General features: G+C 41.8%; 30 protein-coding genes and 1 riboswitch. Of the genes, 12 read left to right on the top strand and 18 right to left on the bottom strand.

What is annotated here, in order from left to right:
* Positions 1-51: 51 nt before the first annotated feature.
* The 3 genes from ACGTN9_RS15465 to ACGTN9_RS15475 are packed head-to-tail and all read right to left on the bottom strand — an operon-like array spanning position 52 to position 2,784.
* Positions 52-582 (bottom strand): chromate transporter, encoded by a 531-nt coding sequence (locus tag ACGTN9_RS15465; RefSeq protein WP_499594245.1) that lies wholly within the window; start codon positions 580-582, stop codon positions 52-54.
* Positions 579-1,151, bottom strand: a complete 573-nt coding sequence (locus ACGTN9_RS15470; protein WP_499594247.1) for a chromate transporter — start codon at positions 1,149-1,151, stop codon at positions 579-581. Before ACGTN9_RS15470 ends, ACGTN9_RS15465 begins: the two co-directional genes overlap by 4 nt.
* Positions 1,152-1,173: 22 nt before the next feature.
* Positions 1,174-2,784 (bottom strand): gamma-glutamyltransferase family protein, encoded by a 1,611-nt coding sequence (locus ACGTN9_RS15475; protein WP_499594249.1) that lies wholly within the window; start codon positions 2,782-2,784, stop codon positions 1,174-1,176.
* Positions 2,785-2,978: 194 nt separating this feature from the next.
* On the opposite strand from ACGTN9_RS15475, the gene ACGTN9_RS15480 reads away from it, so the two are divergent.
* From ACGTN9_RS15480 to ACGTN9_RS15490, 3 genes are all read left to right on the top strand, one after another.
* Positions 2,979-4,226 (top strand): helix-turn-helix domain-containing protein, encoded by a 1,248-nt coding sequence (locus tag ACGTN9_RS15480; protein ID WP_499594326.1) that lies wholly within the window; start codon positions 2,979-2,981, stop codon positions 4,224-4,226.
* The gene (locus tag ACGTN9_RS15485) at positions 4,223-4,345 is read left to right on the top strand and encodes a hypothetical protein (protein WP_268744502.1); all 123 of its coding nucleotides are present in this window, start codon (positions 4,223-4,225) and stop codon (positions 4,343-4,345) included. The genes ACGTN9_RS15480 and ACGTN9_RS15485 overlap by 4 nt, the downstream gene beginning before the upstream one ends.
* A gap of 199 nt (positions 4,346-4,544) precedes the next feature.
* A complete protein-coding gene (locus ACGTN9_RS15490; RefSeq protein ID WP_499594251.1) occupies positions 4,545-5,183 on the top strand; it encodes a hypothetical protein in 639 nt (212 codons plus the stop codon).
* 49 nt (positions 5,184-5,232) lie between these two features.
* Here ACGTN9_RS15490 and ACGTN9_RS15495 read toward each other — a convergent pair whose 3' ends face one another.
* The 4 genes from ACGTN9_RS15495 to ACGTN9_RS15510 form a co-directional block, all read right to left on the bottom strand.
* Positions 5,233-5,388: a hypothetical protein gene (locus ACGTN9_RS15495; RefSeq protein WP_499594253.1), complete on the bottom strand. Its 156-nt coding sequence runs from the start codon at positions 5,386-5,388 to the stop codon at positions 5,233-5,235.
* A 15-nt stretch (positions 5,389-5,403) separates the two neighbouring features.
* Positions 5,404-6,042 (bottom strand): Type 1 glutamine amidotransferase-like domain-containing protein, encoded by a 639-nt coding sequence (locus ACGTN9_RS15500; protein WP_499594255.1) that lies wholly within the window; start codon positions 6,040-6,042, stop codon positions 5,404-5,406.
* Positions 6,043-6,729: 687 nt separating this feature from the next.
* The gene (locus ACGTN9_RS15505) at positions 6,730-7,149 is read right to left on the bottom strand and encodes an organic hydroperoxide resistance protein (protein ID WP_499594257.1); all 420 of its coding nucleotides are present in this window, start codon (positions 7,147-7,149) and stop codon (positions 6,730-6,732) included.
* A 62-nt stretch (positions 7,150-7,211) separates the two neighbouring features.
* Positions 7,212-7,493: a YkvA family protein gene (locus tag ACGTN9_RS15510; RefSeq protein ID WP_499594328.1), complete on the bottom strand. Its 282-nt coding sequence runs from the start codon at positions 7,491-7,493 to the stop codon at positions 7,212-7,214.
* A 181-nt stretch (positions 7,494-7,674) separates the two neighbouring features.
* On the opposite strand from ACGTN9_RS15510, the gene ACGTN9_RS15515 reads away from it, so the two are divergent.
* Entirely contained in the window at positions 7,675-8,226 is a 552-nt protein-coding gene (locus ACGTN9_RS15515; protein WP_499594259.1) for an NADPH-dependent FMN reductase, read from the top strand.
* Between the two features lie 48 nt (positions 8,227-8,274).
* Here the strand turns inward: ACGTN9_RS15515 and ACGTN9_RS15520 are convergent, their stop codons facing one another.
* Positions 8,275-8,895: a lytic transglycosylase domain-containing protein gene (locus ACGTN9_RS15520; protein ID WP_499594261.1), complete on the bottom strand. Its 621-nt coding sequence runs from the start codon at positions 8,893-8,895 to the stop codon at positions 8,275-8,277.
* A gap of 123 nt (positions 8,896-9,018) precedes the next feature.
* Positions 9,019-10,416, bottom strand: a complete 1,398-nt coding sequence (locus ACGTN9_RS15525; protein ID WP_499594263.1) for a sodium/glutamate symporter — start codon at positions 10,414-10,416, stop codon at positions 9,019-9,021.
* A gap of 229 nt (positions 10,417-10,645) precedes the next feature.
* Here ACGTN9_RS15525 and ACGTN9_RS15530 point away from each other — a divergent pair, with 229 nt between their 5' ends.
* Entirely contained in the window at positions 10,646-11,182 is a 537-nt protein-coding gene (locus ACGTN9_RS15530) for a DUF2179 domain-containing protein (RefSeq protein WP_499594265.1), read from the top strand.
* A 102-nt stretch (positions 11,183-11,284) separates the two neighbouring features.
* Here the strand turns inward: ACGTN9_RS15530 and ACGTN9_RS15535 are convergent, their stop codons facing one another.
* Both ACGTN9_RS15535 and ACGTN9_RS15540 read right to left on the bottom strand, forming a co-directional pair.
* Entirely contained in the window at positions 11,285-11,731 is a 447-nt protein-coding gene (locus tag ACGTN9_RS15535) for a YueI family protein (protein WP_499594267.1), read from the bottom strand.
* Between the two features lie 55 nt (positions 11,732-11,786).
* Positions 11,787-12,665 (bottom strand): diacylglycerol/lipid kinase family protein, encoded by an 879-nt coding sequence (locus ACGTN9_RS15540; RefSeq protein WP_499594330.1) that lies wholly within the window; start codon positions 12,663-12,665, stop codon positions 11,787-11,789.
* Positions 12,666-12,920: 255 nt separating this feature from the next.
* Here ACGTN9_RS15540 and ACGTN9_RS15545 point away from each other — a divergent pair, with 255 nt between their 5' ends.
* Complete coding sequence (locus ACGTN9_RS15545; RefSeq protein ID WP_499594269.1) at positions 12,921-14,132, top strand: NAD(P)/FAD-dependent oxidoreductase; 1,212 nt, start codon at positions 12,921-12,923, stop codon at positions 14,130-14,132.
* Positions 14,133-14,338: 206 nt separating this feature from the next.
* Here the strand turns inward: ACGTN9_RS15545 and ACGTN9_RS15550 are convergent, their stop codons facing one another.
* From ACGTN9_RS15550 to ACGTN9_RS15565, 4 genes are all read right to left on the bottom strand, one after another.
* A complete protein-coding gene (locus ACGTN9_RS15550; protein ID WP_499594271.1) occupies positions 14,339-14,845 on the bottom strand; it encodes a YtxH domain-containing protein in 507 nt (168 codons plus the stop codon).
* 214 nt (positions 14,846-15,059) lie between these two features.
* Positions 15,060-15,269, bottom strand: coding sequence for a zinc ribbon domain-containing protein (locus ACGTN9_RS15555; protein WP_499594273.1), 210 nt, complete (start codon positions 15,267-15,269; stop codon positions 15,060-15,062).
* 708 nt (positions 15,270-15,977) lie between these two features.
* Positions 15,978-17,432, bottom strand: coding sequence for an aldehyde dehydrogenase family protein (locus ACGTN9_RS15560; RefSeq protein WP_499594275.1), 1,455 nt, complete (start codon positions 17,430-17,432; stop codon positions 15,978-15,980).
* A gap of 92 nt (positions 17,433-17,524) precedes the next feature.
* Positions 17,525-17,971, bottom strand: coding sequence for a GNAT family N-acetyltransferase (locus ACGTN9_RS15565; RefSeq protein ID WP_499594277.1), 447 nt, complete (start codon positions 17,969-17,971; stop codon positions 17,525-17,527).
* A 156-nt stretch (positions 17,972-18,127) separates the two neighbouring features.
* Here ACGTN9_RS15565 and ACGTN9_RS15570 point away from each other — a divergent pair, with 156 nt between their 5' ends.
* Complete coding sequence (locus ACGTN9_RS15570) at positions 18,128-19,513, top strand: DUF2254 domain-containing protein (RefSeq protein ID WP_499594279.1); 1,386 nt, start codon at positions 18,128-18,130, stop codon at positions 19,511-19,513.
* Positions 19,514-19,517: 4 nt separating this feature from the next.
* Here the strand turns inward: ACGTN9_RS15570 and ACGTN9_RS15575 are convergent, their stop codons facing one another.
* Positions 19,518-19,790, bottom strand: a complete 273-nt coding sequence (locus ACGTN9_RS15575) for a hypothetical protein (RefSeq protein WP_499594281.1) — start codon at positions 19,788-19,790, stop codon at positions 19,518-19,520.
* 165 nt (positions 19,791-19,955) lie between these two features.
* Here ACGTN9_RS15575 and ACGTN9_RS15580 point away from each other — a divergent pair, with 165 nt between their 5' ends.
* Positions 19,956-20,870 carry a cation diffusion facilitator family transporter gene (locus tag ACGTN9_RS15580; RefSeq protein WP_499594283.1) on the top strand — a complete coding sequence of 305 codons (915 nt, stop codon included), beginning with the start codon at positions 19,956-19,958 and terminating at the stop codon, positions 20,868-20,870.
* Complete coding sequence (locus ACGTN9_RS15585; RefSeq protein ID WP_499594285.1) at positions 20,863-21,171, top strand: ArsR/SmtB family transcription factor; 309 nt, start codon at positions 20,863-20,865, stop codon at positions 21,169-21,171. Before ACGTN9_RS15580 ends, ACGTN9_RS15585 begins: the two co-directional genes overlap by 8 nt.
* 84 nt (positions 21,172-21,255) lie before the next feature.
* On the opposite strand, the gene ACGTN9_RS15590 is transcribed toward ACGTN9_RS15585, so the two are convergent.
* Together ACGTN9_RS15590 and ACGTN9_RS15595 are read right to left on the bottom strand one after the other, a co-directional pair.
* Positions 21,256-21,678: a pyridoxamine 5'-phosphate oxidase family protein gene (locus ACGTN9_RS15590; RefSeq protein WP_499594332.1), complete on the bottom strand. Its 423-nt coding sequence runs from the start codon at positions 21,676-21,678 to the stop codon at positions 21,256-21,258.
* Positions 21,679-21,804: 126 nt separating this feature from the next.
* A complete protein-coding gene (locus tag ACGTN9_RS15595) occupies positions 21,805-22,500 on the bottom strand; it encodes a class I SAM-dependent methyltransferase (RefSeq protein WP_499594287.1) in 696 nt (231 codons plus the stop codon).
* Positions 22,501-22,650: 150 nt separating this feature from the next.
* A riboswitch (cobalamin riboswitch) is annotated at positions 22,651-22,827 on the top strand.
* 140 nt (positions 22,828-22,967) lie between these two features.
* Between ACGTN9_RS15595 and ACGTN9_RS15600 the strand changes: the two genes are divergently transcribed.
* The 3 genes from ACGTN9_RS15600 (at position 22,968) to ACGTN9_RS15610 (ending at position 26,767) form a co-directional block, all read left to right on the top strand.
* Positions 22,968-25,199, top strand: a complete 2,232-nt coding sequence (locus ACGTN9_RS15600) for a ribonucleoside-diphosphate reductase subunit alpha (RefSeq protein ID WP_499594289.1) — start codon at positions 22,968-22,970, stop codon at positions 25,197-25,199.
* Between the two features lie 12 nt (positions 25,200-25,211).
* Entirely contained in the window at positions 25,212-26,252 is a 1,041-nt protein-coding gene (locus tag ACGTN9_RS15605) for a ribonucleotide-diphosphate reductase subunit beta (RefSeq protein ID WP_499594291.1), read from the top strand.
* Positions 26,253-26,425: 173 nt separating this feature from the next.
* Positions 26,426-26,767 (top strand): P-II family nitrogen regulator, encoded by a 342-nt coding sequence (locus ACGTN9_RS15610; protein ID WP_499594293.1) that lies wholly within the window; start codon positions 26,426-26,428, stop codon positions 26,765-26,767.
* Positions 26,768-26,777 lie beyond the last annotated feature (10 nt).

The raw sequence follows: 26,777 nt of genomic DNA on the forward strand, positions 1-26,777 counted from the left end.
CTCTTTATTATGTAATGAGAAAAAGCCTCACAAGTGGAGGCTTTTTCAATATTATCCTAAAAACACAGCGCCGTAAACAAGCGAAAGGAGGATGACAAAAGCCGGATGGACTTTCATTCGCTCAATCAGCAGAAAGCTGGAACTGGCAATCAGGATCAATTGCAGCCATCCTATTTGCATTTGCGCTTCAGCAAAGAACTGCCAAGCCATGAGGCCAAGCAAAATAGCGATAGCAGGCCGGACATATAAGGTCATCCGTTGTACTTTAGGAGAATCTTTATACTTATATAGTAAACCCAGTAAGAAAATCATGACAATCAAAGAAGGGGCTACTGCACCAAAGACTCCAATAAACGCTCCAAGAACCCCTCCCTGCTCATAACCGATGTAGCCCGCCATCTTCGTAGCTATTGGCCCTGGGAGAGCATTTCCTAAAGCAAGCACTTCACTGAATTCCTGGACGGTCATCCAGTCATAGCGCTTGACCACTTCGTTTTCTACTAAAGGAATGGATGCAGGCCCCCCGCCATAACCGAGGATCCCAGGTATAAAGAACGCCAAAAAGATTTGCCAGTAGATCATCCTTCCTCCTCCTTCTTCTCTTCTTTCCGGGCATGGGGGTGCTCTTTTCTCCCTACTGCGGCCAGCAATAACAGTCCGATGATGATTCCCGGATGGAGATTAAGATAGGTAAGCAATAGAAAGATGACGACAGACATAGCCAGGGTCTGTACCCATCCCATTCCTTGCTTCGCCTTATGGAAGAATTGCCAGGTCAACACTGCCAGCATGACAGCCACTACCGGCATGACAGCACTGGTCATTCCCTGTACCCATCCTGCGTCCTGGATAGTCGATAACGATGTCAATAAAATGATCATTAAAAAGATGGTGGGGATGATGGTAGCTAGCACCGCATTGACAAGACCGAACCAGCCACTGACACGATAGCCGATATATCCGGCCATTTTAGTTGCAATTGGACCTGGAAGCGTATTTGCTAATGCCAATAAATCACCGAATTCGTTATCATCCATCCATTGATATTTATCTACCACTTCTTTATGTACCAAAGGGATGGATGCAGGGCCACCTCCGTACCCCAGCATACCAACCCTGAAAAAAGCTAAAAATAAATGCCATTGTGTCACGTTGTATCACCCTTCTCCTGCTCTACCAGACAGCGATTGATCCATCTGTACGTGATTCTGTACCGCCAGCTAAAACTCCGGATTCTTGATTACGGAGGATGACCTGACCTCTACCGAATGCTCCTGAATCAAGAGCTACCTTGATTTGGTGACCTTTTCTATCCAATGCTTGTGCCACTTCTTTTGGAAAGGACGGCTCCACAATTACTTGTTTCCCTTCAACCCATTGCCACCTTGGCGCATCTAAAGCCGCTTGCGGATTCAACTGATAATCGATTAAATTGTTGACTACTTGCATATGACCCTGGGGCTGCATGAAGCCACCCATTACACCGAAGGGTCCTACTGCTTGATTTTCTTTTGTAAGAAAGCCGGGAATAATCGTATGGAAGGTTCTTTTACCACCCTCAAGGGCGTTGACATGATTAGGATCGAATGAAAAATTATGGCCTCTGTTTTGCAGAGCTATCCCTGTCCCTGGTACCACTAACCCAGATCCGAAGCCCATATAATTACTTTGGATAAATGATACCATGTTTCCTTCCCTATCTGCGGTTGCCAGATAAACCGTGCCTCCTTTAGGTGGCTCGCCAGGCTGCGGCAACATAGCCTGCTCTCCAATCAACGAACTTCTTTTCTTGCCATATGTATCAGATAAAAGACTGGCAACGGTATGTCTCATACTACCATGCTCCGTAATATGCGTGAGTCCATCTACAAATGCCAGCTTCATTGCTTCTATTTGTTTATGGTAATCGGCAACACAATGCTGCGTTGAGAAGTCGAATTCTTTGGCTATATTGAGGGCCATCAATGCCACCAGCCCTTGGCCGTTCGGCGGAATTTCCCATACATCATAACCACGGTAGTTTACTGAAATAGGATCTACCCATTCCGGTTGAAAACCTGCCAGATCTTCTTTACGTAAAAACCCGCCATAGCTTTTTGAAAATTGATCGATTTTTTCAGCTATTTCACCACGATAAAAGGATTCTCCATTGGTCTCTGCTATATCACGCAATGTCCTCGCGTGATCAGGAGAAGACCATACTTCACCGATTTCTGGCGCCCGGCCTTCAGGAGCAAATGTTTCAAACCAATAATTGAACTCATCATCTCTCAGGGTTTGTTTGAATACCTCGTACCCCTTTCGCCAAAACTTTCCGAGAATCGGGGTTAAAGCGAAACCTTCTTCCGCGTAAGCAATCGCAGGGGCTAATGTTTCTTTTAAAGATAAGTTACCGAACCGTTCAGAAAGTTCTACCCAGGCTGCTGGTGCTCCTGGTACAGTTACAGGCACCCAGCCATGAACCGGAATCTCCTTATGTCCCATTTCCTTGACAGCATCAATTGAAATCGATTGTGGTGATGGTCCGCTGGCATTCAAGCCATATAATTTATCCTTCATCCATACAAGCGCAAATGCATCTCCACCAATCCCATTGGATGTTGGTTCTACAACAGTCAAACAAGCTGCTGTAGCAATGGCAGCATCGATGGCATTGCCGCCTTTTTTCATCATTTCAATGCCAGCCTGTGCCGCTAGTGGCTGTGAAGTCGCCACCATTCCATTCTTTCCATATGTAGTCATCCGTTGTGAGGGATAAGGGTTGTATAGCGTATCAAAATCCATTAAACCATCCTCCTATCAATTCCATTATTATACTTTATTATTCCAGAGAGGACTCATTTTTCAAAATTTTTTTGCAAAATAAAGTGTTTTTTCTATTCTCGCTTCTATTTTTGTCGAAAAAAACACAAGTGTTCGCACATTTGGTATAATATTGAAAATATAGAAAGGAGGGGGTTACCATTAAAGGAGGGTTAATCAAGCAACAGAGGATTAAACAGCAGATGACTCAGGAAGAGCTTGCTTTTGGGATATGTTCCGTTTCTTATTTGAGCAAGATTGAACATGACTTAATCAAACCGAGCGATGAGATTTATGAACTGTTGGGTAAGCGGCTGGGACTTGAACTTAGTTCTCTTAACGACTCATTTGATAGTGTCATTTACGACCGCCTGCATAGCTGGCATGAATCCATCAAGCACAACGATTACACTACCATGGCAGATATTCACCAATCACTAAAGGAATCGCTGTCAAAAAATTTTCATACTGAATTGAACAATTTGTTTATGATTTTTGAATTCCGATACGCCTTCACCCTCGGTAAATTAGATGACCCCTCTCAAAAAATAGCCATCTTACAAAATATCAAAGAAACTTCAAACCTGGAATACCGCTATTACTTCCATAAAATACTTGGATATTATTACATGCTCGAAAATGAATGGAATTGTTCCATAAAAGAATTGAAACAAGCAAAAAAGACGATTGCAGACTTGCCATTGGACGATAGCGAGCTTTACTATCATATGGGATATGTATATAGCAGACTCGGCAACTTTGCCGAATCGATCTTGTACGCAGAAAAAGCACTGGATATGTACCAGACTACCCTGAACTACACAAAAGTAATTGAGTGCTGTATGTTGATTGCCATTAACTATAATTTACTCCATGTCTATGAAATAGCCAAAGAATACTTTCAAAAAATACTCCATTCGGCTAACGGGTATTTAACAAACGTGGTGCGAGCGAAAGTGTATCATAACCTTGGCTATATTTGCATAAATAATAAACAACATGAGGAAGCTGTAGATTACTTAGAAGCAGCGCTGTGTTTAAAAGAAAACGAACAAACGAATCCTTCCAATACGCTATATTTACTTGCGCTCACACACTATTCTGTCAAAAACATACCAAAAGCGAAATTTTATACCGAAAAAGGTCATAAAATAGCAGCGGAATTTGAGGATCTCAAATATCTATATAAACACTTTATCTTGCTTCATCAAATAGAAGGTACGCTATTACAAGAGATTTTCATAGAAACATTAAGAGAAGAAATTATTCCTTACTTTGAAAAAGCGAATGAAATTGCGGAATACCAGGACGCTTTAAAGTTATTGGGGGAAATCTATTATGAGAATAAGAAATATAAACTTTCCGCCCAGTACTTTAAAATAGCTGCTCAATCAGATTTTCAGGGGAAGGAGGTCTTAATATGAAGAAGCTGTTATTGGTATTCGGTGTCTTGTTTTTGGTCTCCACAGCTGGATATGCCTCCCATGACATTGCAGGAAATGATTCTGATTATCCCGAGGTAAAGTCAATGAGTAATGTTTAATTCATGATTAATTTTACCGTCTTAACAAGACGGTTTTCTCTTGCCCTTTTTCTCCCTCCCTTCCTTCCTATGGTGAAAATTTTCCCAACCTTGTCCAAAAACAGCTATTTTTCAACACTCTTCCTTATCTTCTTTCCCAATAATATTGTCAGAATTTTGTGATATATTTATAGTATAACAATTAAAGGGAGGTCTAGAAATGACGATGAAAACATTTCTCGTTGCTGTCGCTTTAGGTACAGGCCTGATTGTAAGCGGAATGGTTACTCACGCTGATCAAACGTCCAAAAGCCTGAACGCCGATGTCCAAGCATCTGACCAGTCTCCCGTCCCCCTTTCCAATGGCGATGAACTGCCATCAACGTCCGAAGGTGACTCATTTGGAACAAACTCCTTAAAGGTTGACAAGTCTATAGAGAAAGAAAGTGAGATCAATACAGGCAGGTCTGACACATCCAACCACACTACATCTAACCAATCTGCTTATTCCCTGCAAGCTTCCTCCTCTCCTCTTCACTCCCAAAATGCACCTGTTATCAGCCCGGCCACTTACTATCCAGTCGTTAAAGATCCCATCTACTTACTTTACGATAAAGCATTGAACCAACTTTTTAAGGAGGGACAACTCAATTCCTTAACGATTGTATTAGTGATCATCATAGGCTATATGATCCGGTACAAGCAACAGCCCCAGATGAATGAATCATTTCAGCAGACAGCAGACCCTACTGCCAGTTTTCTAAAAAAATATATTCAACACTTCCTGATGATCCTTACCATCATTTGCTTACTAGTCGCCCTGTTCATCGCTAAACAAATATTGGTCTTGTTGATTTGAAAAAGGGAGACAGAAGGAGACCAGCTCAAGCTGGTCTCCTTCACTACGATTAAGGCATTGGCGGTCTTTGTTGATGGCGATCCTTTTCCATTTCTTTCTCAGCCTCCACCTCATGTTTCGTGCTTTTTCGCTTGGAACGAACCATCCAGCTGATGCTAGCTACAAGTAATATCACTATTACTAATACGACGATGATGCTTTCCATCACCCGTCCCCTCCTTTAAAATTCAATCACATGGCCGAAGTATTCACGCTTATTCCCTTCGATGACAATTCCGCTCCCATCAGGGCAGGCATAGATTTTTCTTCCTGTTTCTTTTAATGCCTTTATTGCTTCCATTTGCCTCGAATCTCCCTGCCAATGCGGATAAAAGTGAAAACCAGCCAGAGCTGCTCCTCCATACTCGGATGGATGTAAGGGTGAACCTGCTAAATACTTGGCATCCACATAGTCAGCTGCCAGAATGTTTTCTGTCAAAATCATGGCACCAGCGCTTACACCGATCAACACCCCACCATTTTTTACATAGTCACAAAGCCAGCTAAGCAAGTTCCTTTCTCTTAATCTACTTAAGAAATGAAAAGTATTACCACCAGATAAAAATATTGCATCACAGTTACCTAAATTCCCCAATAGCTTCTTTTCAAACGCCTGGTCAACATCGAAGTATAGGTAATCTATAAAACCTGCTTGATCAAGCTGCTGCTTTGCAGAGTAAAAATATGTACGTTCCAGATCTGTTTGGGATGGAATATAACCTAACTTTGGTTTATCCTTACCAACTAAATTCATAATCCTGTGTTCTAAACCATCAGGCAAATGTGATTTCCATTCACTCAACAACACCATTCGTATCATTCCGCCTCACCTCTATTTATCAATTTAATGGCCTTCGGTTAAACGTTTTAGTTGTTTTCAAAAAAAGGCTTATTCAACAATTGGACCGTATTATGGAAGACTCAGTTTCAAGGTTCTTTACCATAAAAGCGTTAGGGGTGGCTTGGAAACTACTCGCTTTCCTGCGGGGGATCTGGCGAGCTTCCTCGGGCTATCGCCCTGTGGGATCTCGCCTAACCCCTTCTCCCGCGGGAGTCTCGCAGTTTCCCAACCACCCCATCCGAAGGATGAGAGAAACGAATCCCTGCCATAAATGAAGATGTCTTCCATAAGCCATATAAACCTATGATGCATGTTATAAGCACATTTTCATGAGTAGCTCTCCCTATGCTTGAAGGATGGCATACCGAAGTTTCCGTTTTGCTCACTTAACGCAAGGAGGTCCGGGAAATTGCGAGACTCCTATGGGATGAATAGGATCGGTGAGATCCCGGAAGGCGAAGCCTGAGGAAGCTCACCACATGCCCATGGAAAGCGAGTGATTTCCCGGACCTCCAAACGCTCCCAAACGTAACGGAAACAGTTTCTCTCGAAACTGACTCTTCAAGTAAAGGAAGCTTACCTTAAAATCAACACTAGATTTGACAGAGATAACTTAATAAAAGAGGCCTTAAGTCACAGAATGACTCAAGACCTTTCTTTCCTTAATTATACTGCTTTCGGTTTTAACTGCACATCCACATTTCCTCGGGTAGCTTTAGAATATGGACAAACCTGGTGGGCTGATTGTGCTAATGACTCCGCCTCTTCCTGGGTTACACCTTTGATTTCTATATTCAAGACAACTCCTATTTTAAACCCATTATCTTCAGGGTCTTTCATTAAACTGACATCAGCCTTTAATGTTGAATCTATCTCTTTCTTCTCTTTACTTGCCACAAGATTCAAAGCTCCATCATAGCAAGCGGCATAAGCAGCTGCAAAAAGCTGCTCTGGGTTTGTTCCTTTTTCATCTTTGTCTTCATTAGGCATTACCACATTTAAGTCGATCATTCCATCATCTGATTTCACATGTCCATCACGCCCGCCATTCGCAGTAGCATGGGCAGTAAATAATATATCACTCATCTTATTCTCACTCCTCTACGTATTATTCAAGCATTATTTGTTATTCCTTTTTTCCAAGTCTTTCAAACTTTTCTGAGCCCATGTTTGTCCTTCAATGACTCAGGTGCCATTTTCACTAGTTGCTGTAAAATGAAAGCAAGTACTGTTAAATCATCTATAATTCCAAGCCCAATAATAAAGTCCGGAATCAAATCAAACGGAAAAACTAAATAAGTCAGAAATAATAATGTTGATAACCCTTTATGGGAGCGCTTGACTTCAGATGAGGTAAAAAAATCCTTCAAAAAAGGAAGTGATTTGCGAACTTGTAAGATGAACTTTGTACGTCTCCATATCCTTACCATCACACATCCATCTCCTTCCCATATAATAGGTATGTTCCCAATTCTCACTCAATTTATCTTGAAAGCGATGCGCTCAGAGTCGATAATTGCTAATTTCCAGCGAATGATTTAACATTATCAATGGATTGAGAAAACATTAAACTTATGGCAGGTCACTTTCTGATAAAGGAGATGAAAAGGGATGAGAATTGCATTAATCAACGGCACCATCGTTGGAAATAAAACCAAAACCCTTCTAGAAGAAACAGAAAAATTCATTAAAGAAGTATCTGATAAATATGAGACAGACATCATTAATCTGGAAGATTTTGAAATGCAATTCATCGATGGTCGACCGAATGATCAGTACAATGATGATATGCAAAAACTGATCAAGCAAATCGAAGAAGCAGATGCTTATATTATAGCTACTCCGATTTTCCAAGGATCGATCCCAGGGACACTTAAAAACTTATTTGATGGCTTATCTCCACGAGCAATGCGGTATAAGCCGGTTTCCATCGTGGCTAATGGAGGTACACTTCAACATCACCTTGTAATTGAAAATCAATTGAAGCCTATTCTCAACTATTTCCGTTGCCTGGTAACACCAAATTATGTTTATACCCATACGAATCATTTTTCAACTCAGGGTGAATTGATTGACGAAGATGTCCTCAACCGTTTGAAAGTGTTAGCAAATGTCTTTGTAGAGTACATGGAAATGAGCAAGAATCTACCATCTGAAGACTGATCAAAAAGACCGCAGTGAAAGATGAATCTTTCCACTGCGGTCTTTTTTTCATACTTTTGATAACACTTTGCGAACATAATTCTGTGTTTCTTTAAAAGGTGGTATACCCCCATATTTATCTACATTTCCCGGTCCCGCATTGTAGGCTGCCAAAGCAAGTTCATTATTTCCCGCATAGCGATCGAGCATTTGTTTCAAATATTTAGTGCCAGCCATAATATTTTGCTGCGGATCAAATGCATCCGTGACCCCAAGTCCTCTTGCGGTATTCGGCATCAGCTGCATCAGTCCTTGCGCACCCACATGACTGACCGCAGATGCATTAAAATCTGATTCATGCTGGATGACTGAACGAATCAAGTTTTCTTTCACTCCAAATGTCTTTGACGCCTTTTCAATCAACTGGTCAATAGCTTCCCTTCCTGTACTGGAGGGTTTAGGTGACGAGTTTAATGAAAAAGTCGCAGGATTTGGCTGAGTCTGGAAAGCAGTAACGGTACTCACTGGTTCAGCAGATGGTGATTTTTGTTCAGGTTCTGTGGACATAGCTGCCTGCAAAAGACTTTGAAAGGCCATATCCATCAAACTGTCCGCCATGGAGCTTTTTCCTCCGCTCATTGCTGACATGGCCTGCATCTGTATTACTTGCTGCATACTTCTTATATCCATCTCTCCACCCGCTTTTTCTGTTATTAGATACTAACATTTTACAATTATTTTCACCATTCAACAATATTCCCCAGGAAATAATTATTTTCACTCCATTAGCTGCTTTCCTATCAGCCGCAACTTTTATTTTTTCCCGAAATAGAATATTCCGGTAAGCACACCGATGGTAGACATAATTGCAGAGACTACGAGCATGGGTACTGCTCCGAATTGGGCGACTATTGGTACAGATAGTGCAGTCACTAGCCCGCCGCCTAGTAAAGGCTCATAAACAAGCTGCTTATACCCGAAGGCTTCGAATGCCGGTGAGTCATTATCGGGATCTGTAATTCTCATGAGTAATAGTCCAGTTGCTGTGACACCCATGGATTGGCCAAAATCTCCAATTCCACGTTCAAACCAGTACCTTGGAATAATTCGCGGAGCTAAGATCAAGAATCCAGCAATGTTCCACGCGATACCAGCGACTGCCAGAACAAGGAATGGAACAAAGTATTCTCCGATCACATCAATGGATACAGAAGCTATGGCTGTTAGAATAAGAATATCCAGTGCAAAACCTTGAATACGGGCGATCATTCTGCGATCGACCACTTCATGACGGTCTGTCTTATCAAAAATCAGCTGCAATAGAATTCCACCAATCATAGCGATAGGGAATAACGGAACATAAGTCATTACTTCACTGTTTGTCCAGGCTCCCCAAGTCACACTTTCGAGCCAGATCAAACCTTGTAATAATCCATAACCAATCAAAACAGCCAAAGAAACGATTGCAAAGTGGAACGACAAAGGTTCGATCGATTCTGGACGCACTGTCATACTTGCTGCTGGCTCACGATTCTGGAATTCCATAATTCCTTGTTTCTTCAAACGCGAAAAGTCTTTTACATTCTTTACAAGTTTTGTTTTTCCGCTGCGGATCCCCCAGTTGATCAAGATGATTCCGAAAATGACCCCAGATAAGATACCGACCGTTGCAAGGCCGATGGCCAGGTCAAAGGCTTCCGGAAAACCAAGTTCCTCAAAGGTTCCTGCCATACCGGCAGCTGTTCCATGGCCGCCTTCAAAAGCAACTTCAATGAGCGCACCTGCCATTGGAGGAATATCGTAAAACGGAACTAAAATCAATAATACGACCAATAAACCAATTACATACTGACCCCAGCCAATCGCCCAGCCAAAGGCTAACTGCGGCCCGCCATAATTCCATATTTTCTTTAATGTAGGTGTGGTTGCCCCGAGAAATAATGCCGCAAAGACAATATTGATCATAAGTCCAGGCAATGCTTCCCATACCTGAAGAATCCCTTCTGTCATTACCCCATTTGCCAGGAAATGATCATCAGCGAAAAGCTTTCCCAATACTTGAGGACCTAAAATAAGTGCTAAAAAGCCGCCAATGATCGATGAAGGTAAGAATAAATTCTGAAAAAGCGGTATTTTGATACGTATCAATTTTCCTAATAATAAAAAGATGGATATATAAATTAATGCAAAACCTATCTGGTCTGGTGACATAAGAAAATCTCCTTTACTTTATAAATCTTGCAGAAATATACCCTCTTCCATTAATCCCCAAACCATTGAAAACATTCCGTATATTGCGAAAAATCATTCATCAAGTTACCCCTGATTGACCGCTCGGCATGAAGAGTTTCATAAAATTAAAGTTTCCTTAATAGTCTTAAAGGTAATGAAGTATTATAATTGAATTTAAAACGTCTTAGTTATTGGAGTGTTATATGTAATGGAAGCATTAATCATCTTTGTTGCCCAGTTAGTACTAGTGCCAATTGTAACGATTCGTACCATACTAGTCGTTAAAGGAATTCGCAATGTCGCTGCCTTCATTGGAATTTTTGAAGGGTTTATTTATGTCATTTCTTTAGGACTCGTATTTAGTGATTTATCAAATATATGGAATATGGTCGCGTATGCTTTCGGGTTCGGTATCGGGCTTTTCCTAGGGAGCATGCTGGAAACCAAACTGCAAATCGGCTATGTAACCTTCCAGGTTAATCTAATGAATCGGAACGAGGAATTAGTCCGAACTCTCCGGGCATCCGGCTTCGGTGTTACCACCTATATCGGTGAAGGTATAGAAGACCACCGTTATCGACTGGATGTATTGGCGAAAAGAAACCGCGAAAAAGAGTTCATGGAAATCATTGATCACATGGACCCTAAAGCTTTTGTCGTATCGTACGAACCACGCACATTCAAAGGTGGCTTCTTGACTAAAAGAATGAAAAAACGTCAGGAACAGGCGGAGTCGAACGCCTGAATACAAGTCGGTGCCTTTACCATACAAAACGAAATAAACAGTTGTACTAACTAAAAACGAAGCCCCCATAGCGGCATATCGCCTGCCGCTATGGGGGCTTCTTTAATTACCTATAAATATTTTCTTCAAAAAACCGGTGATACCTTTATTTTCCTGCACCGTTTCGCTGGTACTTTCTTCTTCCGCTTCTTCGAGGAAAATTTGTTGTTTTTCAATCGCATGATCATAGGTAAGTACAGCTCCGATATCTGTCTGCGTTTCTCGGTTTGATATTGTAGTATGATGCATGCCATGTTTATCAGCCACAGCTTTATAGTCCTTCAAAAAACGGTAGCTGATATTGCCATTCAAAAGCAGCTTGGCTTTGGGATTGGCCTTTATCTCCCGTTCTAAGTCATCTAACCCTTTATTCTTCATTACTTGCCCTTTGGTCAGAGCTAATACGATCCGCTCACGAAGCGTACCTAAAAAACGTTTCCTCTCAGCCGGCTTTGTTTCCCTTGCTCCATATATTCCTTCTTGCAGATAATCATCGACATCTTTTTTCAATGCTGACACTCCTAATGAACAATCGGTACACTGTAAATTTACTATAGTTAAAAAATCAATTCAATTCAGGTACAATCACTTCGATATGGCTTGTCTTCACTTCCATCTCAACTGGTAAGCGATCCCCTTGTTCGCCATCTACATTTGTCACTAGGGGTTCAGGGGATGAAACTTTCAGATGTTTAGCCGTAAAGTATTCAACATCTTCCTCTTCTTTTAATTCTCCTTTAAGAATTGCTGTTGCGATAGAAGCTAACCGGATCATATTAACCTGCTTGATGACATAGCAATGCAGCATGCCATCATCTACCTTCGCTTCAGGTGTCAGCTTTTCAAACCCTCCGGTAGACCGTGTCAAAGCAGCCAGAAATAGTAAGGAGTCTCCCTCCCATTTCTTTTCATCATATTCAATATTCAAAGGATAAGCCCTGTTTGAAGTTAACTCTTTCAACCCCTCCAACACATAGGCAAGCGGTCCTAACTTCGTCTTTTGCTCTGGTGTGACATCATAAGTAGCTTCCGCGATAGCACCGACTGCTACAATGTTGACAAAATAACGGTCGTTGAATTCCCCAATATCCACCTTCTTGGTATGGTCTGATTTCAACAGCTTTATTGCTTCCTCTGGATCAAGAGGGATATTCAAAGCACGGGCGAAATCATTGACAGTACCTAATGGAATAATCCCCAACTTTGGTCTATGGACCTGATCCACCAGCCCATTGATGGTCTCATGCAATGTTCCATCTCCGCCTAAGGAAACGACCATATCATATTCCTTGGTACAGGCATCCTGACAAAAATAAGTGGCGTCCAACTCTTTCTCCGTTTTGCTGACCGTAGACTCGTACCCTTTTTCTTTTAATATTGCTTCTATCTGTTCAATGTATTCCAACGCATTTTCCTTGCCGGAAGAAGGGTTGGCTATGATCATCGCTTTCACGAATCTCCACACTCCTGCCTCTAAGCTTTTCAGCTTGGTATTTAAAAATAGTCTAGTCCTTCAGACTTGTACCACATATTAATTAACACGAAACTAAACCAACATTTTTCACCTATATTTGCCGAATTCTATCTTGATAAGTCGGATATTGCTATAATTTATATTAAAACTTTGCTAACATGGGAAAGTGAATAATATAGCAAATGAAACAGGCTTTAAATTCCAACATCGGAAGGGGTATATGAAATGAGCACGAACAAACCGAGAATTGTTGTCCTTGGTGCTGGATATGCCGGTATGATGACAACAAAGCAATTGACTAAAAAACTTAGCCCGGAAGAAGCAGAAATTGTTCTTGTAAACAAGCATAACTACCACTACCAAACAACCTGGCTTCATGAAGTTGCGGCAGGTACAATCAATACCAATCAGGCCCGTATTATGATCAGCGATGTAATCAACCCGAATCGGGTACGCTTAGTCTATGATTCAGTGGTCAAAGTGAATAAAGACAAACAAAAAGTGTCCCTGGAAAATGGCGAGCTTGACTATGACTATCTTGTCATCGCACTTGGCTTTGAAACCAACACATTCGGAATCAAAGGGATGAAAGAAAACGCATTTTTCATTCAGGATGTGGATAGTTCCCGTCAAATTTACGAACATATTGAATACCAGTTCGCCAAATACAACAATGAAGAAAATCCAAAAGAGGAAAGCCTGGCTATACTTGTCGGTGGAGGCGGGTTCACTGGAATCGAATTCGTCGGAGAGCTTGCTGAACAGGTCCCTAAACTTTGTAAAAAGTATGATATCGATCCGAACATTCCACGCATCATCAATGTGGAAGCTGCACCTTCCATCATGCCTGGTTTTGATGAAGAGCTTGTTGCCTATGCGAAAAAATCTCTTGAAGAACGTGGTGTAGAGTTCCGGGAAGGCGCTAAAATCGCTGAGTGTAAAGAAGACGCTTTCGTCGTCAACGAAGGCGAAGAGATCAAAGCCGGAACGATCGTATGGACAGGAGGGGTCACTGGAAACTCTATCCTAAGTAAATCAAGATTCGAATTGACAAAGGGGAAAGTCACAGTGGAAGACACGCTCCTGGCCCCAGGCGAAGACAATATCTTTATTCTCGGGGACTGTGCATGGGTAATGAATAAAGAAGAAGACCGACCATACCCGCCGACTGCTCAGTCTGCCATGCAGCACGCTGGTACCTGTTCCACTAACATCAAAGCATTGCTTCATAACGAACCGTTGGAATCTTTTGTTTTCGATAACAAAGGAACCGTCGCTTCTCTTGGAAAGTCTGACGCCATGGGAACCGTATTTGACGATAAGAAACTATACGGAAAGACAGCCTCTTCCATGAAAAAGGTTATTGATAATCGTTGGCTCTTCCTGCTTGGCGGTCCAAAGTTAACACTGAAAAAAGGAAAGTTCCGCCCATTCTAAAACGGTTTCCAAGCACTATATCTTGAGGAGGTTATTTCATGAAAAAAGGAACCCTTTACTTTTTCCTGGCGGCCCTCGTTACTATTGTTGGGTATGCCCTCACGAGCCGTACATTGGAAGATACACGAGATTTCCGCTAATATAGCCCAATAAATATAAAACAGCCTCAGGTGACAGATCCTCTCATCACCTGAGGCTGTTTTGGTTTATTGATTTTTATTTTGAGATGATGCATCGCTCGATGAAGACTGCGTGTTATTAGCCGTAGAAGCATCAGTGTCGTTGACCATTTCATCCTTTGCTTCTTTAATCTTGCCACCAGCTTCTTGAAGCTCTTCTCCAGCTTCCTTCGTAGCAGCAATCGCTTCTTTTGCATCATCCTGCACATCGGTTACTTTATCCAAAATATCTTCATTCGCTTTTTCATAGATATTCCGCAGGCTGGCAACTGCCTCTCTTAGTACAGCAGATGTATCCTGGATACGCTCCATGAGATCCTCTTTTGTACCCGATGGGTTCTCCTTCACATCAGCGGCAAATTGCGAAATCGTTTCTTTTGCCTGATTGGTATTATCAAGAACCTTTTTTCGTGTTGTAGAATCGATCATTGCAAGTGCTCCCCCAGCAACTGCACCGATTACCATCGCCTTCACTAGTTTACTATTTTTTTGCTCTGGTGTGTTTTGTGCTTGAGTTTGAGTTTGTTGTTCCATCTAACCACTCCTTAAAAGGGATAAATAATAATTATTGTTCCTTACTAACAGTAATGAGTTCCTATCCTTCTATATAGTTACCTTTCTTGAATAAAAGTTAAACTGCAAATTTTTCCCTTCCCTTTCCAGACTTATCAAATACTATTTTGATTATAGATTCAACATAAATCAAAAAAATCTGTCCCGGCATGAACGCCAGGACAGATTTTCTACACTATCCACCAAAAAAGAAATCAAAGATATTTCCTGCAGCGGAAGCTTTTTTATTATAAAATTCCGAGTAGCCACAGTTTTCACAAGAGACAACCGTAAATTTATTGTTTTGAATATCCATCATTTTTGATAACCCGGAGCCTGTCATTGATACATCTTTTGTAGTGGCGTCAGTGCTGCCACATTTAATACAACCTTCACCTGTATTCATTCTTTATCCTCCTCCAGAATCGTGTTATTAACCTATACGATTCTCGGGTTGGAAAGTTTCATACTTTAACTTTAGGCTCCGCTAAATATCAGTGTTAATGTTACAGGTAATCTCCCTTTAATTGAAGACTCAGCTTCGAGATAATGGGGTCCGTTACCATGAGATAAAGGGGATGATTCGTGAAACAACTCGCTTTCCTGCGGGGGACCTGGCAAGCTTCCTCGGGCTAAAGCCCTGCGGGATCTCGCCTAGCCCCTTCTCCCGCGGGAGTCTCGCCGTTCCCCTTCCCATCCAGCCAGTTTTGTACTAAACGGACCCTTCAGTAAGTGTATAACTAAAACCTTCATCTAGACGCATATATAAAGGGCAAAATGTCTTTTTTCATTATGATGGGCCTGTCCAATAGATGATTTCGAGAACTTCCTATGGTAAAGGGGCGTAGGGAAACGGTGAGACTCCTCGAAAATGGTACGCATTTCCTTCGTGCGTGGGTTAGGTCAAGATGAAAATTCAAAGTCCTGTGGGATATGCGGGATCGCTGAGGCCCCGCAAGGCGAAGCCTGAGGAGACTCAGCACACGCCCACGGAAAGCGAATCGTTTCCCGGAGCCCCTAAACTCCAACAATATCACGAAATCAAGTCTTCGACTTTTCTGCCCTATAATTGAATTAGCTAAAAAAGGAGGGGATTACTCCCCTCCTTTCAGAATTAAAATGGAAATTCACGATATTCATTTTGCACACTGATCCATTTTTCAGTTGTGAATTTATCGATGGCCCACTGGCCGTTGAAACGGCCGACACCGGAATTTTTTTCACCGCCGAAGGCTACATGTGCTTCATCGTTTACAGATTGATCATTGATATGAATCATCCCTGTTTCAATTTGATCAGCAACCAGGGCACCACGGTGACGATCTTCTGTAAAGACGGAACCGCTCAACCCATAAGGGGTGCCATTAGCAAACCGGATTGCCTGTTCTTCATCTTTCACTTGGATGATCGGCATGACCGGACCGAAAATTTCATTTTTTGCAATCGGCATTTCATTGGTCACATCGGTCAATACGATCGGATCCATCAGGTTGCCTTTGACATCGCCGTCAACCAACTTCGTTGCTCCTTGCTGGACACTTTCCTCAATGTCGTTCTGGATACGCTCGACTTGGTCACGGTTGATCAATGGTCCTACTACCGTATTATCCTCGGACGGGTCCCCAGCTTTCAGCCCTTCTACTTTCTTCTTGAATGCTTCCACAAATTCATCATGGACCTGCTCATGGACAATGACTCGGTTGATCGCCATGCAGATCTGTCCCTGATGCAGGTATTTTCCAAATGCAGCTGCTTCTACAGCCTTATCGATATCTGCGTCTTCGAGAACGATCATGGCATTATTACCGCCTAGTTCCAGCGTCGTTTCTTTAATGTTTTTCCCTGCAAGTTCACCAATGTGACTGCCTACTTCTGTGGAACCTGTAAAGGAAAATACTTTGGGAATCGGATGAGTCAGGAAGTCATCTCCGATTTCAGAACCGCGGCCGACCACTACATTCAATACACCTGCCGGAAATCCAGCTTCCTCAAATAAATCCGCAATTAACAGCCCAGCGGTAACCGGTGCATCTGATGCAGGTTTCACTACTACCGTATTACCAGTTGCGATTGCAGGAGCAATCGAACGCAACGCTAAGTGGAATGGGAAGTTCCATGGACCGATGACACCTACTACTCCCTTCGCTTTACGATACACACGGTTTTCTTTTCCGGGCGTATTGGAAGGTAAAATCGTACCTGTCATCCTTGTCGGAAAGGAAACAGACTCTTTCACAATCGCTCTGGCTGCCTGAAATTCAATTTCTGATTTGATTTTTGTACTGCCTGATTCCTTGACCAGCCAATCGATTATTTCCTCTTTCCGATTATCCATCACTTGGACAAGCCTTTCAAAATAAGCTTGTTTTTCAGCGGGAAGCACCTTCTCCCATTCTTTTTGTGCCTGTTTTGCGCCTTTATAAGCTTTATCCAAATCCTCTGCATTTGCCGAATGGATGACTCCTATCACATCTTCTGTATAAGGATTGATGTTTTCTACCTTTTTATCACTTGAGCCTTCTAGCCATTCTCCGTTGATATATTGTTTCGTGAACTGTTCTTGGCTCATCGTTAAATACCTCCAATGTTTTATTGTACATATCCTATTTTCCACCTGGCAGAAGAATTCAAACAATAGAGGATGCTCAAGCGTTTCAAGGGTCACTCAAGCTTCAACAACATATCAACGTGGGGGATGCCATCATCCATATAGACATCTGAGATCTCCTTGAATCCGAAAGAGCTATAAAAATGGAGAAGATGTTCTTGACCCTGAAGGAATACTTCCTCCACCCCACCTCGCTTTTTAATAGCTGCAACAGCTTTATTCATAAGCTGCTCGGCATATCCCTGTCTCCGGTAGTCCTGGTTGACCAGCACTCTCCCAATCGAAACATATGGATACTTTTCCCCTGCAGGCACTAACCTGCAATAAGCAATGATCTCATCGGCTTCTTCAACCCAAAGATGTGTGGAAACTTCATCGTAGCCATCCAGCTCCGGATACGCGCATTCTTGTTCTACTACAAATATATCCACCCTTAATTTCAGGATTTGGTATAACTTCTTATTAGATAATTGTTGAAAAGACTGTTGCTTCCATTCCAATGGCTTTCACTCCTTAGTGTGATCGAATAAATGTATACAATTGTTAGAAACTAGAAAATATCATCCTTAAACTCTCATTTCCGGTTTTATCCGACTTTAGACAGGGAAACTGCCTATTATTCAATAAATATTATAGTTATAAAGGGGGATTTAAGCATGTTGACTAAATTTTTGCCGATCGACTTACAAAAATACTTTCAAATGTCTAAACGACAGCGGCAGCATGAGCTTCAAAAAACGCTGTGGTTTACACCTTTTGTCTATGTTGCATCCGCTTTACTGCTTATTGCAATTACACTCTATTTAGATTATCAAGTGGAATTATCACAATATGTACCTTCCTCCTTACATGCTCAGGCCTCTTCTTCCCAGACGTTGCTAGCCGCACTGATCGGTGGCATTCTGACTCTAAGTGCCTTTACGTTGAACTCCGTCCTTGTTGTATTGACGACATTCAGCGGTCAATTTTCACCTCGGATGCTGGTAAACTTCGTCGCTGATCGAAAAACGCAGCATGTACTCGGGATTTTCCATGGAAGCTTTGTGTATGTACTCGTCGTCTTCCTGTTTGTCACCAGCCAGCGGAATGAATACTTTGTAGCCATCCCCGGGACAACAGTACTTCTCGCTTTCCTTACCGTAATGGTTTTTATTTTCTTCATTAACCACGCTGTCACCTGGATGCAGGTGCATAATATAACCATTACGATGAACGATGCTTCAAAAGAAATCATTAAAGAATCGCTCCGTAATGAACTAGAGGAATACCGGACCAAAGAACCCGGTGACTTATATGATCGCTACAAAGGCGAAGAAGTGATTGTCACCGCTCCACGAGTAGGATACATTCAATTAATCCAGTTCAAAACTATATTAGAAGAAGCAAGAAAAGATGACATTATCATCAAGCTGCATGCAAAAGTGGGTGATTTCAGTTTAGAAAATAACCGGCTCTTTTCCTATTGGGGGCCAGGTAAAGAAAATGTAGATGAAGAGAAATACCGCAGTCTTATTGAGATCGGTCATAAAGAAACGGAGATTCAAGACATAAAAATGGGTATGACCAAGCTAGCTGAAATCGGGGTCAAAGGTATCGGGAATAACGACCCGAACACTACCATCAATACGATCCATCAGATGGCAGACCTCCTTGTTTCGGTTGATAGTTATATCACCTTCACCCCTTATTTGAATGATAAAGAAAAACAAGTGCGAATCATCATGGACTCCGAGGACTTCGGTTATTATTTATATCGAGGGTTCGGATATATACGGCATTATGCACGAGGAAATTATCCGATTATCACAGAAATAATCGTCGCCCTCACGTTGGCAGCCCAAACCATCGACCCCGATAAACATGATGCACTTTGGGATTTCGCCAATAATACAGTGGATCATATCGGTACGGAGTTCATTTATGACATGGACAGGAAGTACTTGCTAGATAAATTATATGACCTGTCTTTAATGACTGATCATGAACTTGATTACTACAAGGCTGAACGCAGACTTTTAAAGGTCCAGCCTACTGACTTCTAACGTACTATCTGATTGATTTGTAGGCAGCAATGAATTCATCAGGGGGTGTGTTTAATTTGAATGGGATCACCCCCTGATTTGTGTGTAAATACAATAATCCTATCCCCTCCCTGACTGGGCGGTAGGAGATATCAAAAACGTTTTTCAAGGCAAAACGATAGTCACGCGAAGTGATTTCACATTCAGTCAATACCAGTTCATGATTGGTTTCCACATAATGCTGTCCATCAATATCCACTTTCCTGACTGTATCGATATAAGGCTGGGCTGCTATCATTCTCCACCTCCAAAAAGATATAAGTTATCGTACATTGTAGCGCATAATATATGAATTATCATTGTTACTGCTCTTTAATTATTGTTGACATTTCTGTCTAATTTACATACGATACATATATGCACATATACTCATATAAACAAATTAAAGAAGAGAGGGCTTAACATGTCACACCATCATCATCACCATGACCATACGACAGGTAATATAAAAGTGGCATTCTTTCTTAATTTTACTTTCACTATCATAGAAATCATCGGCGGCATTATGACAAATAGTATGGCTATCTTATCCGATGCGCTCCATGATTTAGGCGATTCCTTGTCTTTGGGGCTTGCCTGGTTCCTTCAGAATTTCTCTAAAAAAGGGAAAACAAAGAATTTCTCTTTTGGCTACAAGCGTTTTTCTTTATTGGCAGCCTTGATCAACAGCATCGTTTTAATTGTCGGGTCGGTCTTCATTTTGACAGAAGCCATCCCACGGTTACTAAACCCTGAGCAACCGGATGCCGGGGGAATGATTATCCTTGCCATATTAGGTATTATCGTTAATGGTGCTGCTGTTTTCCGGCTGCGCGGCGGGGAATCGATGAATTCGAAAGTGATGACATGGCATCTGCTTGAAGATGTTTTGGGTTGGGCAGCTGTCCTGCTGGTAAGTATCGTCATGTTCTTTACAGATTTACCAATTCTCGATCCAATCGCATCCATCGGTATCACGATCTTCATTTTATATAACGTAGTCAAGAATCTGTTTAAAACGATGCGCTTGTTTTTAGAAGGCGTCCCTGAAAATATCGATTACCATGATATCATTGAAAAAATGAACCAACTGCCAAATGTAGAGTCGACGCACCATACCCACCTTTGGTCCCTGGATGGGGAGCATCACGCTTTCTCCACTCATATCGTAGTGCCTAAAGGGGCTACCAAAGACCAAGTCTGTACAATCAAAGAGCAAGTAAAGGAAATTATCGAACCCATCCACTTAGACCATATTACGATCGAGATCGAGTATGAGGATGAGCGATGTTCCGTCATGGAAAACGATGACGAAAAAGGAGAGGTGCAGCATGGATGATTCTAACTTTGTAGACCTGGACGAGGAAACATTATTTCTCGTGTCTCAAACCTTTAAAGCACTATCGGACCCAACAAGAATCAGGATATTGAATTTGTTATTCAACCGGGAGTTCAGTGTCAACGAAATTTCTGAACACCTCCACCTACGCCAATCGACTGTTTCTCATCAATTACGTTTCTTAAAAAATCTGCGCCTCGTTAAATTCCGGCGTGAAGGAACTTCCATCTATTATTCTCATGATGACGAACATGTATTGAACGTATTGAATGAAACGATTCAACATGCATTGCACCATTAAGAAGGCAAGCACCAAAAACCAACAGCATAACTCTCACCATAATAAAAAAATCGCGTCCCAGCTAAGCCAGGGCGCGTTTTCTTATTATAGTTCCAGGGTTTCTGGTGTAGTATCTCCTTTATTCATCAGCCTAACCTGTTCTGGAGTGATTTTAAGAATAATGTATTCTGGATCCTCCGGGCCATCGAACCAGTTTTTCATATAATCATTCCAAAACTGTTCCTTCAGCTCTTTATCTTCTTTAATTTCAGCTTTCCCTTCTACTTCCAGGTAGGCATCTCCAAATCCCTCTCCTTCATAGCCGATCAGGATATGCACATAGGGGTTAGCTTCTATTTCTTCAGCTTTATGAGTCTCTTTGTTGGTCGGGGTATATAATGTTAATTCTTTATTGAAAAACGTCATGTAGCGGGAATGGGGACGGTTATTTTTCACCGTTGCCAAAGTTCCTACCTTATTGTTCTCCAATACCTGGAATACTTTATCTTTTAACTCCTGATTGTTCATCGCTGTCATCTCTCCTTCCATTTTGGTTAGTTTTCCTTAAGGGAAGAAAAGTTAAACACACGAAGTAAATAGTTTCTTGCTATTTTACACTTGTCCGTTCAGTAACTGACTAGAAACCTTCATTTATCAAGCTTTATTAAGTCTTTTTTCCAGCATGAATACCCACATGAAAGTCAGTGCTTGCTGTAATTCAACCGGGAGGCCCTTCAGCCGTTTATCACTCACTCCACGTTTATATACACCGTGACCATCGATAACTTTCAAGCCCATTTCTTCAGCCATCGTTTCAAATTCCCACGGCATCATCGTATTGCAGATGACGTCTTCCCCATATAACCGGCGGTAACTATTTTTACGTGGGGCCGCTGTCGGACCGAGAACTCCAATGCATAACTTCCCGCCTGGACGAAGGATTCGTATCATTTCTTTTAAGCCATCAGAAGGAACTTCTGTCCACTCCAGACAATTGATCGCCATGATGGCATCAAAACTTTCTTTTTCTATATCCAATCCAGCCAGGTCCCCCTGCATAAACGTCAATTCCTCTATCTTGAGCTGACGTTTGGCTCGTTCAACCATCGCTGGAGATATATCGATCCCTGTCACTTGATATCCTGCCTGATGTAAACGGTAGGAGCCATACCCATCCCCGCAGCCGATATCCGCGATGGAAGCATCTGGTGCAATATGTTTTTGCATAAAGGGAATGATCGTTTTCCGACTTCCTTCATCCCACATGTCTTTACTGTTCTGGTTCCAAAAATCAACACGATCGTCCCATTTACGTTCAGCTTCTTTATGCCATGCAAACTTTTTATTCATGCCTTCTTCCTCCTGTCTGTACGCTACATAATATATTTCTACAGTTTATGTATAAATCCTTTCACGAGAAAAATCTTGCATATAGCTATTGAGTTCGTTATCATTAAAACACAAGATAAGCCAATCAAACAACACCAAAAACACAATATATAGTATCAGCGAATAGCGGATGCCACAAGGCTTAATAGGGAATCTGGTGCGAAGCCAGAACTGCCCCCGCAACTGTAAGTGCTGACGAAACGGACATCCACTGTGCAATAGATGCATGGGAAGGACCGGATTAGGCGGAAGCACAAGTCAGGAGACCTGTCTCTATTCGCATCAAGTTTCGACTTCTTCGGGGATTGAGAAGATGAAACGATGGAATGAAGAGACACTCTATCAGCCTTTTCGATACCTTCTCCTTGTTCCATGGTTTCATCCGCTCAAGTGAGCGGTTTTTTTATTATGTTAAAAGGAGTGAAACCATGGTAGAAACATATGCCCCTCAAAATATCGATTGGAATAATTGGTTGAAAGCACGAGAGAATCGCTTTCCCCACCTGGATTTGAATCCTATCAAAGAAAGACTAACCACCATTGACACTGTTTCTAATGACGAACAAGCGAACTACTTAATTCTAGAAAGCCTTGCTTTAATTGACGAACAGAACCCTGACTGGACTTATTTCGCTGCCGAATTGCAGCTTGAAAACATGTATAGGACTGCTGCTAATAATAGGAACAACAAAAAGCCATACCGTGACTTTCATCGAATGATCACTAGTATGATTGAAGAGGGAATTTACGATCCTAATTTGCTTGAATCTTACACCCTCTCTGAAATTACAGAGTTGGAACAGGCTATCCTGCCAGAGCGAGATAAGCAGTTGACTTATATCGGCCTGAAAACCCTCCATGACCGTTACCTTGCAAAAGATAAACAAGGCAGGCTGTTTGAACTACCTCAGGAACGATTCATGATCATTGCCATGACTTTAATGGAAAAAGAAAAGAAATCTCAACGCCTCCCTCTTATTAAAGAAGCTTATTGGGCACTCAGCAACCTGTACATGACAGTAGCCACACCTACCCTGGCTAATGCCGGGAAAAGTTATGGACAGTTGAGTTCATGTTTCATCGATACGATAGATGACAGCTTGCAGTCTATTTTTGATAGCAATACAGACACCGCCAACCTAAGCAAGCACGGTGGCGGCATCGGGGTCTATCTCGGTAAAATCAGAAGCCGGGGAAGTGATATCAAAGGATTCAGCGGGGTATCGTCAGGCGTGATTCCATGGATGAAACAACTGAATAACACGGCAGTAAGCGTTGACCAGCTGGGTCAACGCCAGGGAGCAATTGCCGTTTACCTTGATGTATGGCATAAGGATATTTTCTCTTTTTTAGATGCCCGCCTGAATAATGGTGATGAACGTCAGCGTACGCATGATTTGTTTTCCGGTGTATGCATCCCGGATATTTTTATGGAAGCTGTTGAAGCAAGAGACGATTGGTACTTATTCGACCCGCATGAAGTCAAAGAAATCATGGGATTTTCTTTAGAAGATTACTATGACGAAAATAAAGGTGGAGGATCGTTCCGGGAAAAATACCAGGCTTGTATTAACCATCCCTCTCTGACAAAGCAATGTATCCCAGCCATCGAAATCATGAAACGCATCATGGTCAGTCAATTAGAAACCGGAACACCTTATATGTTTTACCGTGATGAAGTCAATCGCAAAAACCCCAACGGCCATGCAGGGATGATTTATTGCAGTAACCTCTGCACCGAAATCACGCAGAATCAAAGCCCTACAATTCAAGAAGAGCAATACGTCAAAGATGGCAAACTGCATATCGTCCGGGAACCGGGTGACTTTGTGGTTTGTAACTTATCCAGCATCAATCTAGGCAAAGCGGTACCAGAGGGTGTTCTGGAAAGGCTGGTTCCCATTCAGGTCAGAATGCTTGATAATGTCATCGACCAGAACACCATCCCTGTGATGCAAGCCAAACTAACTAATCAGAAATATCGCAGTATAGGACTTGGAACATTCGGCTGGGCTCATCTGCTTGCCCTTAAGCAAATCAAATGGGAATCAGAAGAAGCGGTTCACTACACCCATGAGGTTTATGAAAAAATCGCTTATTATACGATTCAGGCAAGTATGGATTTAGCCAGGGAAAAAGGTTCCTACCCGGCTTTCCAAGGCTCGGATTGGGACACTGGTGAGTACTTTACTAAGCGCGACCTCAGAAGTAATTCAAAAATCGATTGGGATAATCTTCAGAGGGATGTGGCTGAACATGGAATAAGAAATGGTTACTTAATGGCGATAGCTCCTAACTCCAGTACGTCACTGATCGCCGGAAGCACCGCCAGTATCGACCCTATTTTCAAAAAGTTTTATTCCGAAGAGAAAAAAGACTATAAGATACCAGTGACAGCTCCCGATTTATCACCGGAAACCTACTGGTACTATAAAGCGGCACATGAAATCGATCAACACACCAGCATCGAGCAAAACTGTGCAAGGCAAAAATATATCGACCAGTCCATATCGTTCAATTTTTATGTCAAAAACACAATCAAAGCAAAAGAGCTGCTTCATTTACATCTTAGTGCCTGGAAAAACGGCTTGAAAACCACCTACTATACACGCTCAACTTCGAGTCAGCAAGATTTCGAATGCGAAAGCTGTTCATCTTAAGGAGGATTAGACATGACTAACACCTTAAAGAAACGTAAAATCGCAGACCATCAGGCTCCTAACGCAGCTACCGGAATCATCAATGGAAATAGCTCGAATGTACTCAATTGGGATGATATACGTTTTCCATGGGCTTACCCCATGTATAAAAACATGCTCGCAAACTTCTGGATTCCTAATGAAATCAACATGAGCAACGATATCAGACAATGGAATACATTGACCGGACAAGAACAGGATACTTTCAAAAAAATCATTGGCTTGCTCGCATTTTTAGACTCGATCCAAACAGATTACTCAAGTAAAATAGCGGATTATTTAACTGACTCAAGCCTTGTAGCACTTATGCAGGTGCTCTCTTTCCAAGAAGTAGTCCATAATCAATCTTATTCCTATGTACTTTCTTCATTGGTAGATCAACAAGAACAAAACACCATTTTTGAATACTGGAAACATGATGAAGTGCTGATCGAACGGAACGACTTCATTATCCAAGGATATCGAGCATTCGCGGATAAACCTTCACCTGAAACGTTTTTAGAATCACTGGTTTATGATGTAGTGCTGGAAGGATTGTTCTTTTATGCAGGGTTCTCTTTTTTCTACAACCTCGCTCGCAATGGAAAGATGGTTTCGACCAGTACAATGATCAACTATATCAACCGTGACGAACAGATTCACGTTACCCTGTTCGCAAATATTTTCAAGGAAACATTAAAAGAACACCCGGACTTAGATAAGCAAAGGTACCACCAGTTTGTTGAGGAGACATTCCGTAAAGCTGCAGAGCTGGAAATCAAGTGGGGAAATTATATCATTGGAGATAACTTCCCTGAAATTCCAATGACTGACCTTGAGGATTATATAAAGTTCATGGCCAATAAACGCAGCAAACAAATGGGCGCCGGCAAACCATTCCCAGGGTATGATAAAAATCCATTGAAATGGATAAGGGCTTATCAAGAGGTAGACGAGGGTAAATCGGACTTTTTTGAACAGAAATCAAGACAATATACCAAAGTTTCTGAGGATAACGGTTTTGATGAACTGTGATCCACCATCCTGCTCAATTGTTTGGGCAGGTCTTTTTTTATTGTTTCATGTTAACTTTCCTTACATAAATCAAAATTGGTTCTTGATTTTTCAGAAAATTAACGGTATTATAAATAAACATAACATTATATGTTATAAAAACTAACATATAAATTTTAAGGAGGAGCTAATCAATGAAAAAGATTGAGGCTATCATTCGCCCGGAAGCCTTCCAGGCATTACGGCAGGATCTTGACAGCATGGGAATTAACGGGTTGACGGTATCTGAAGTAGCCGGATGTGGCCAGCAAAAAGGCCAGGAAGGTATCTTCCGAGGCAATCGCTATGAGGTCAAACTTTATCCGAAAGTGAAGGTAGAAATGGTATGTGAAAACCATGAAGTAGAAGGAATCGTCGATGTCATTTTGCAGACATGTGCTACCGATCAAGTCGGTGACGGCAAAATATTCATCCATCCGATTGAAGACGTTTATCGCATCCGCACAGGCGAACAAGGAAAAAAAGCCTTAATTTAAACAGGAAGGA

Source organism: Halobacillus sp. B23F22_5, assembly GCF_043497085.1.
Taxonomy (GTDB): Bacteria; Bacillota; Bacilli; order Bacillales; family Halobacillaceae; genus Thalassobacillus.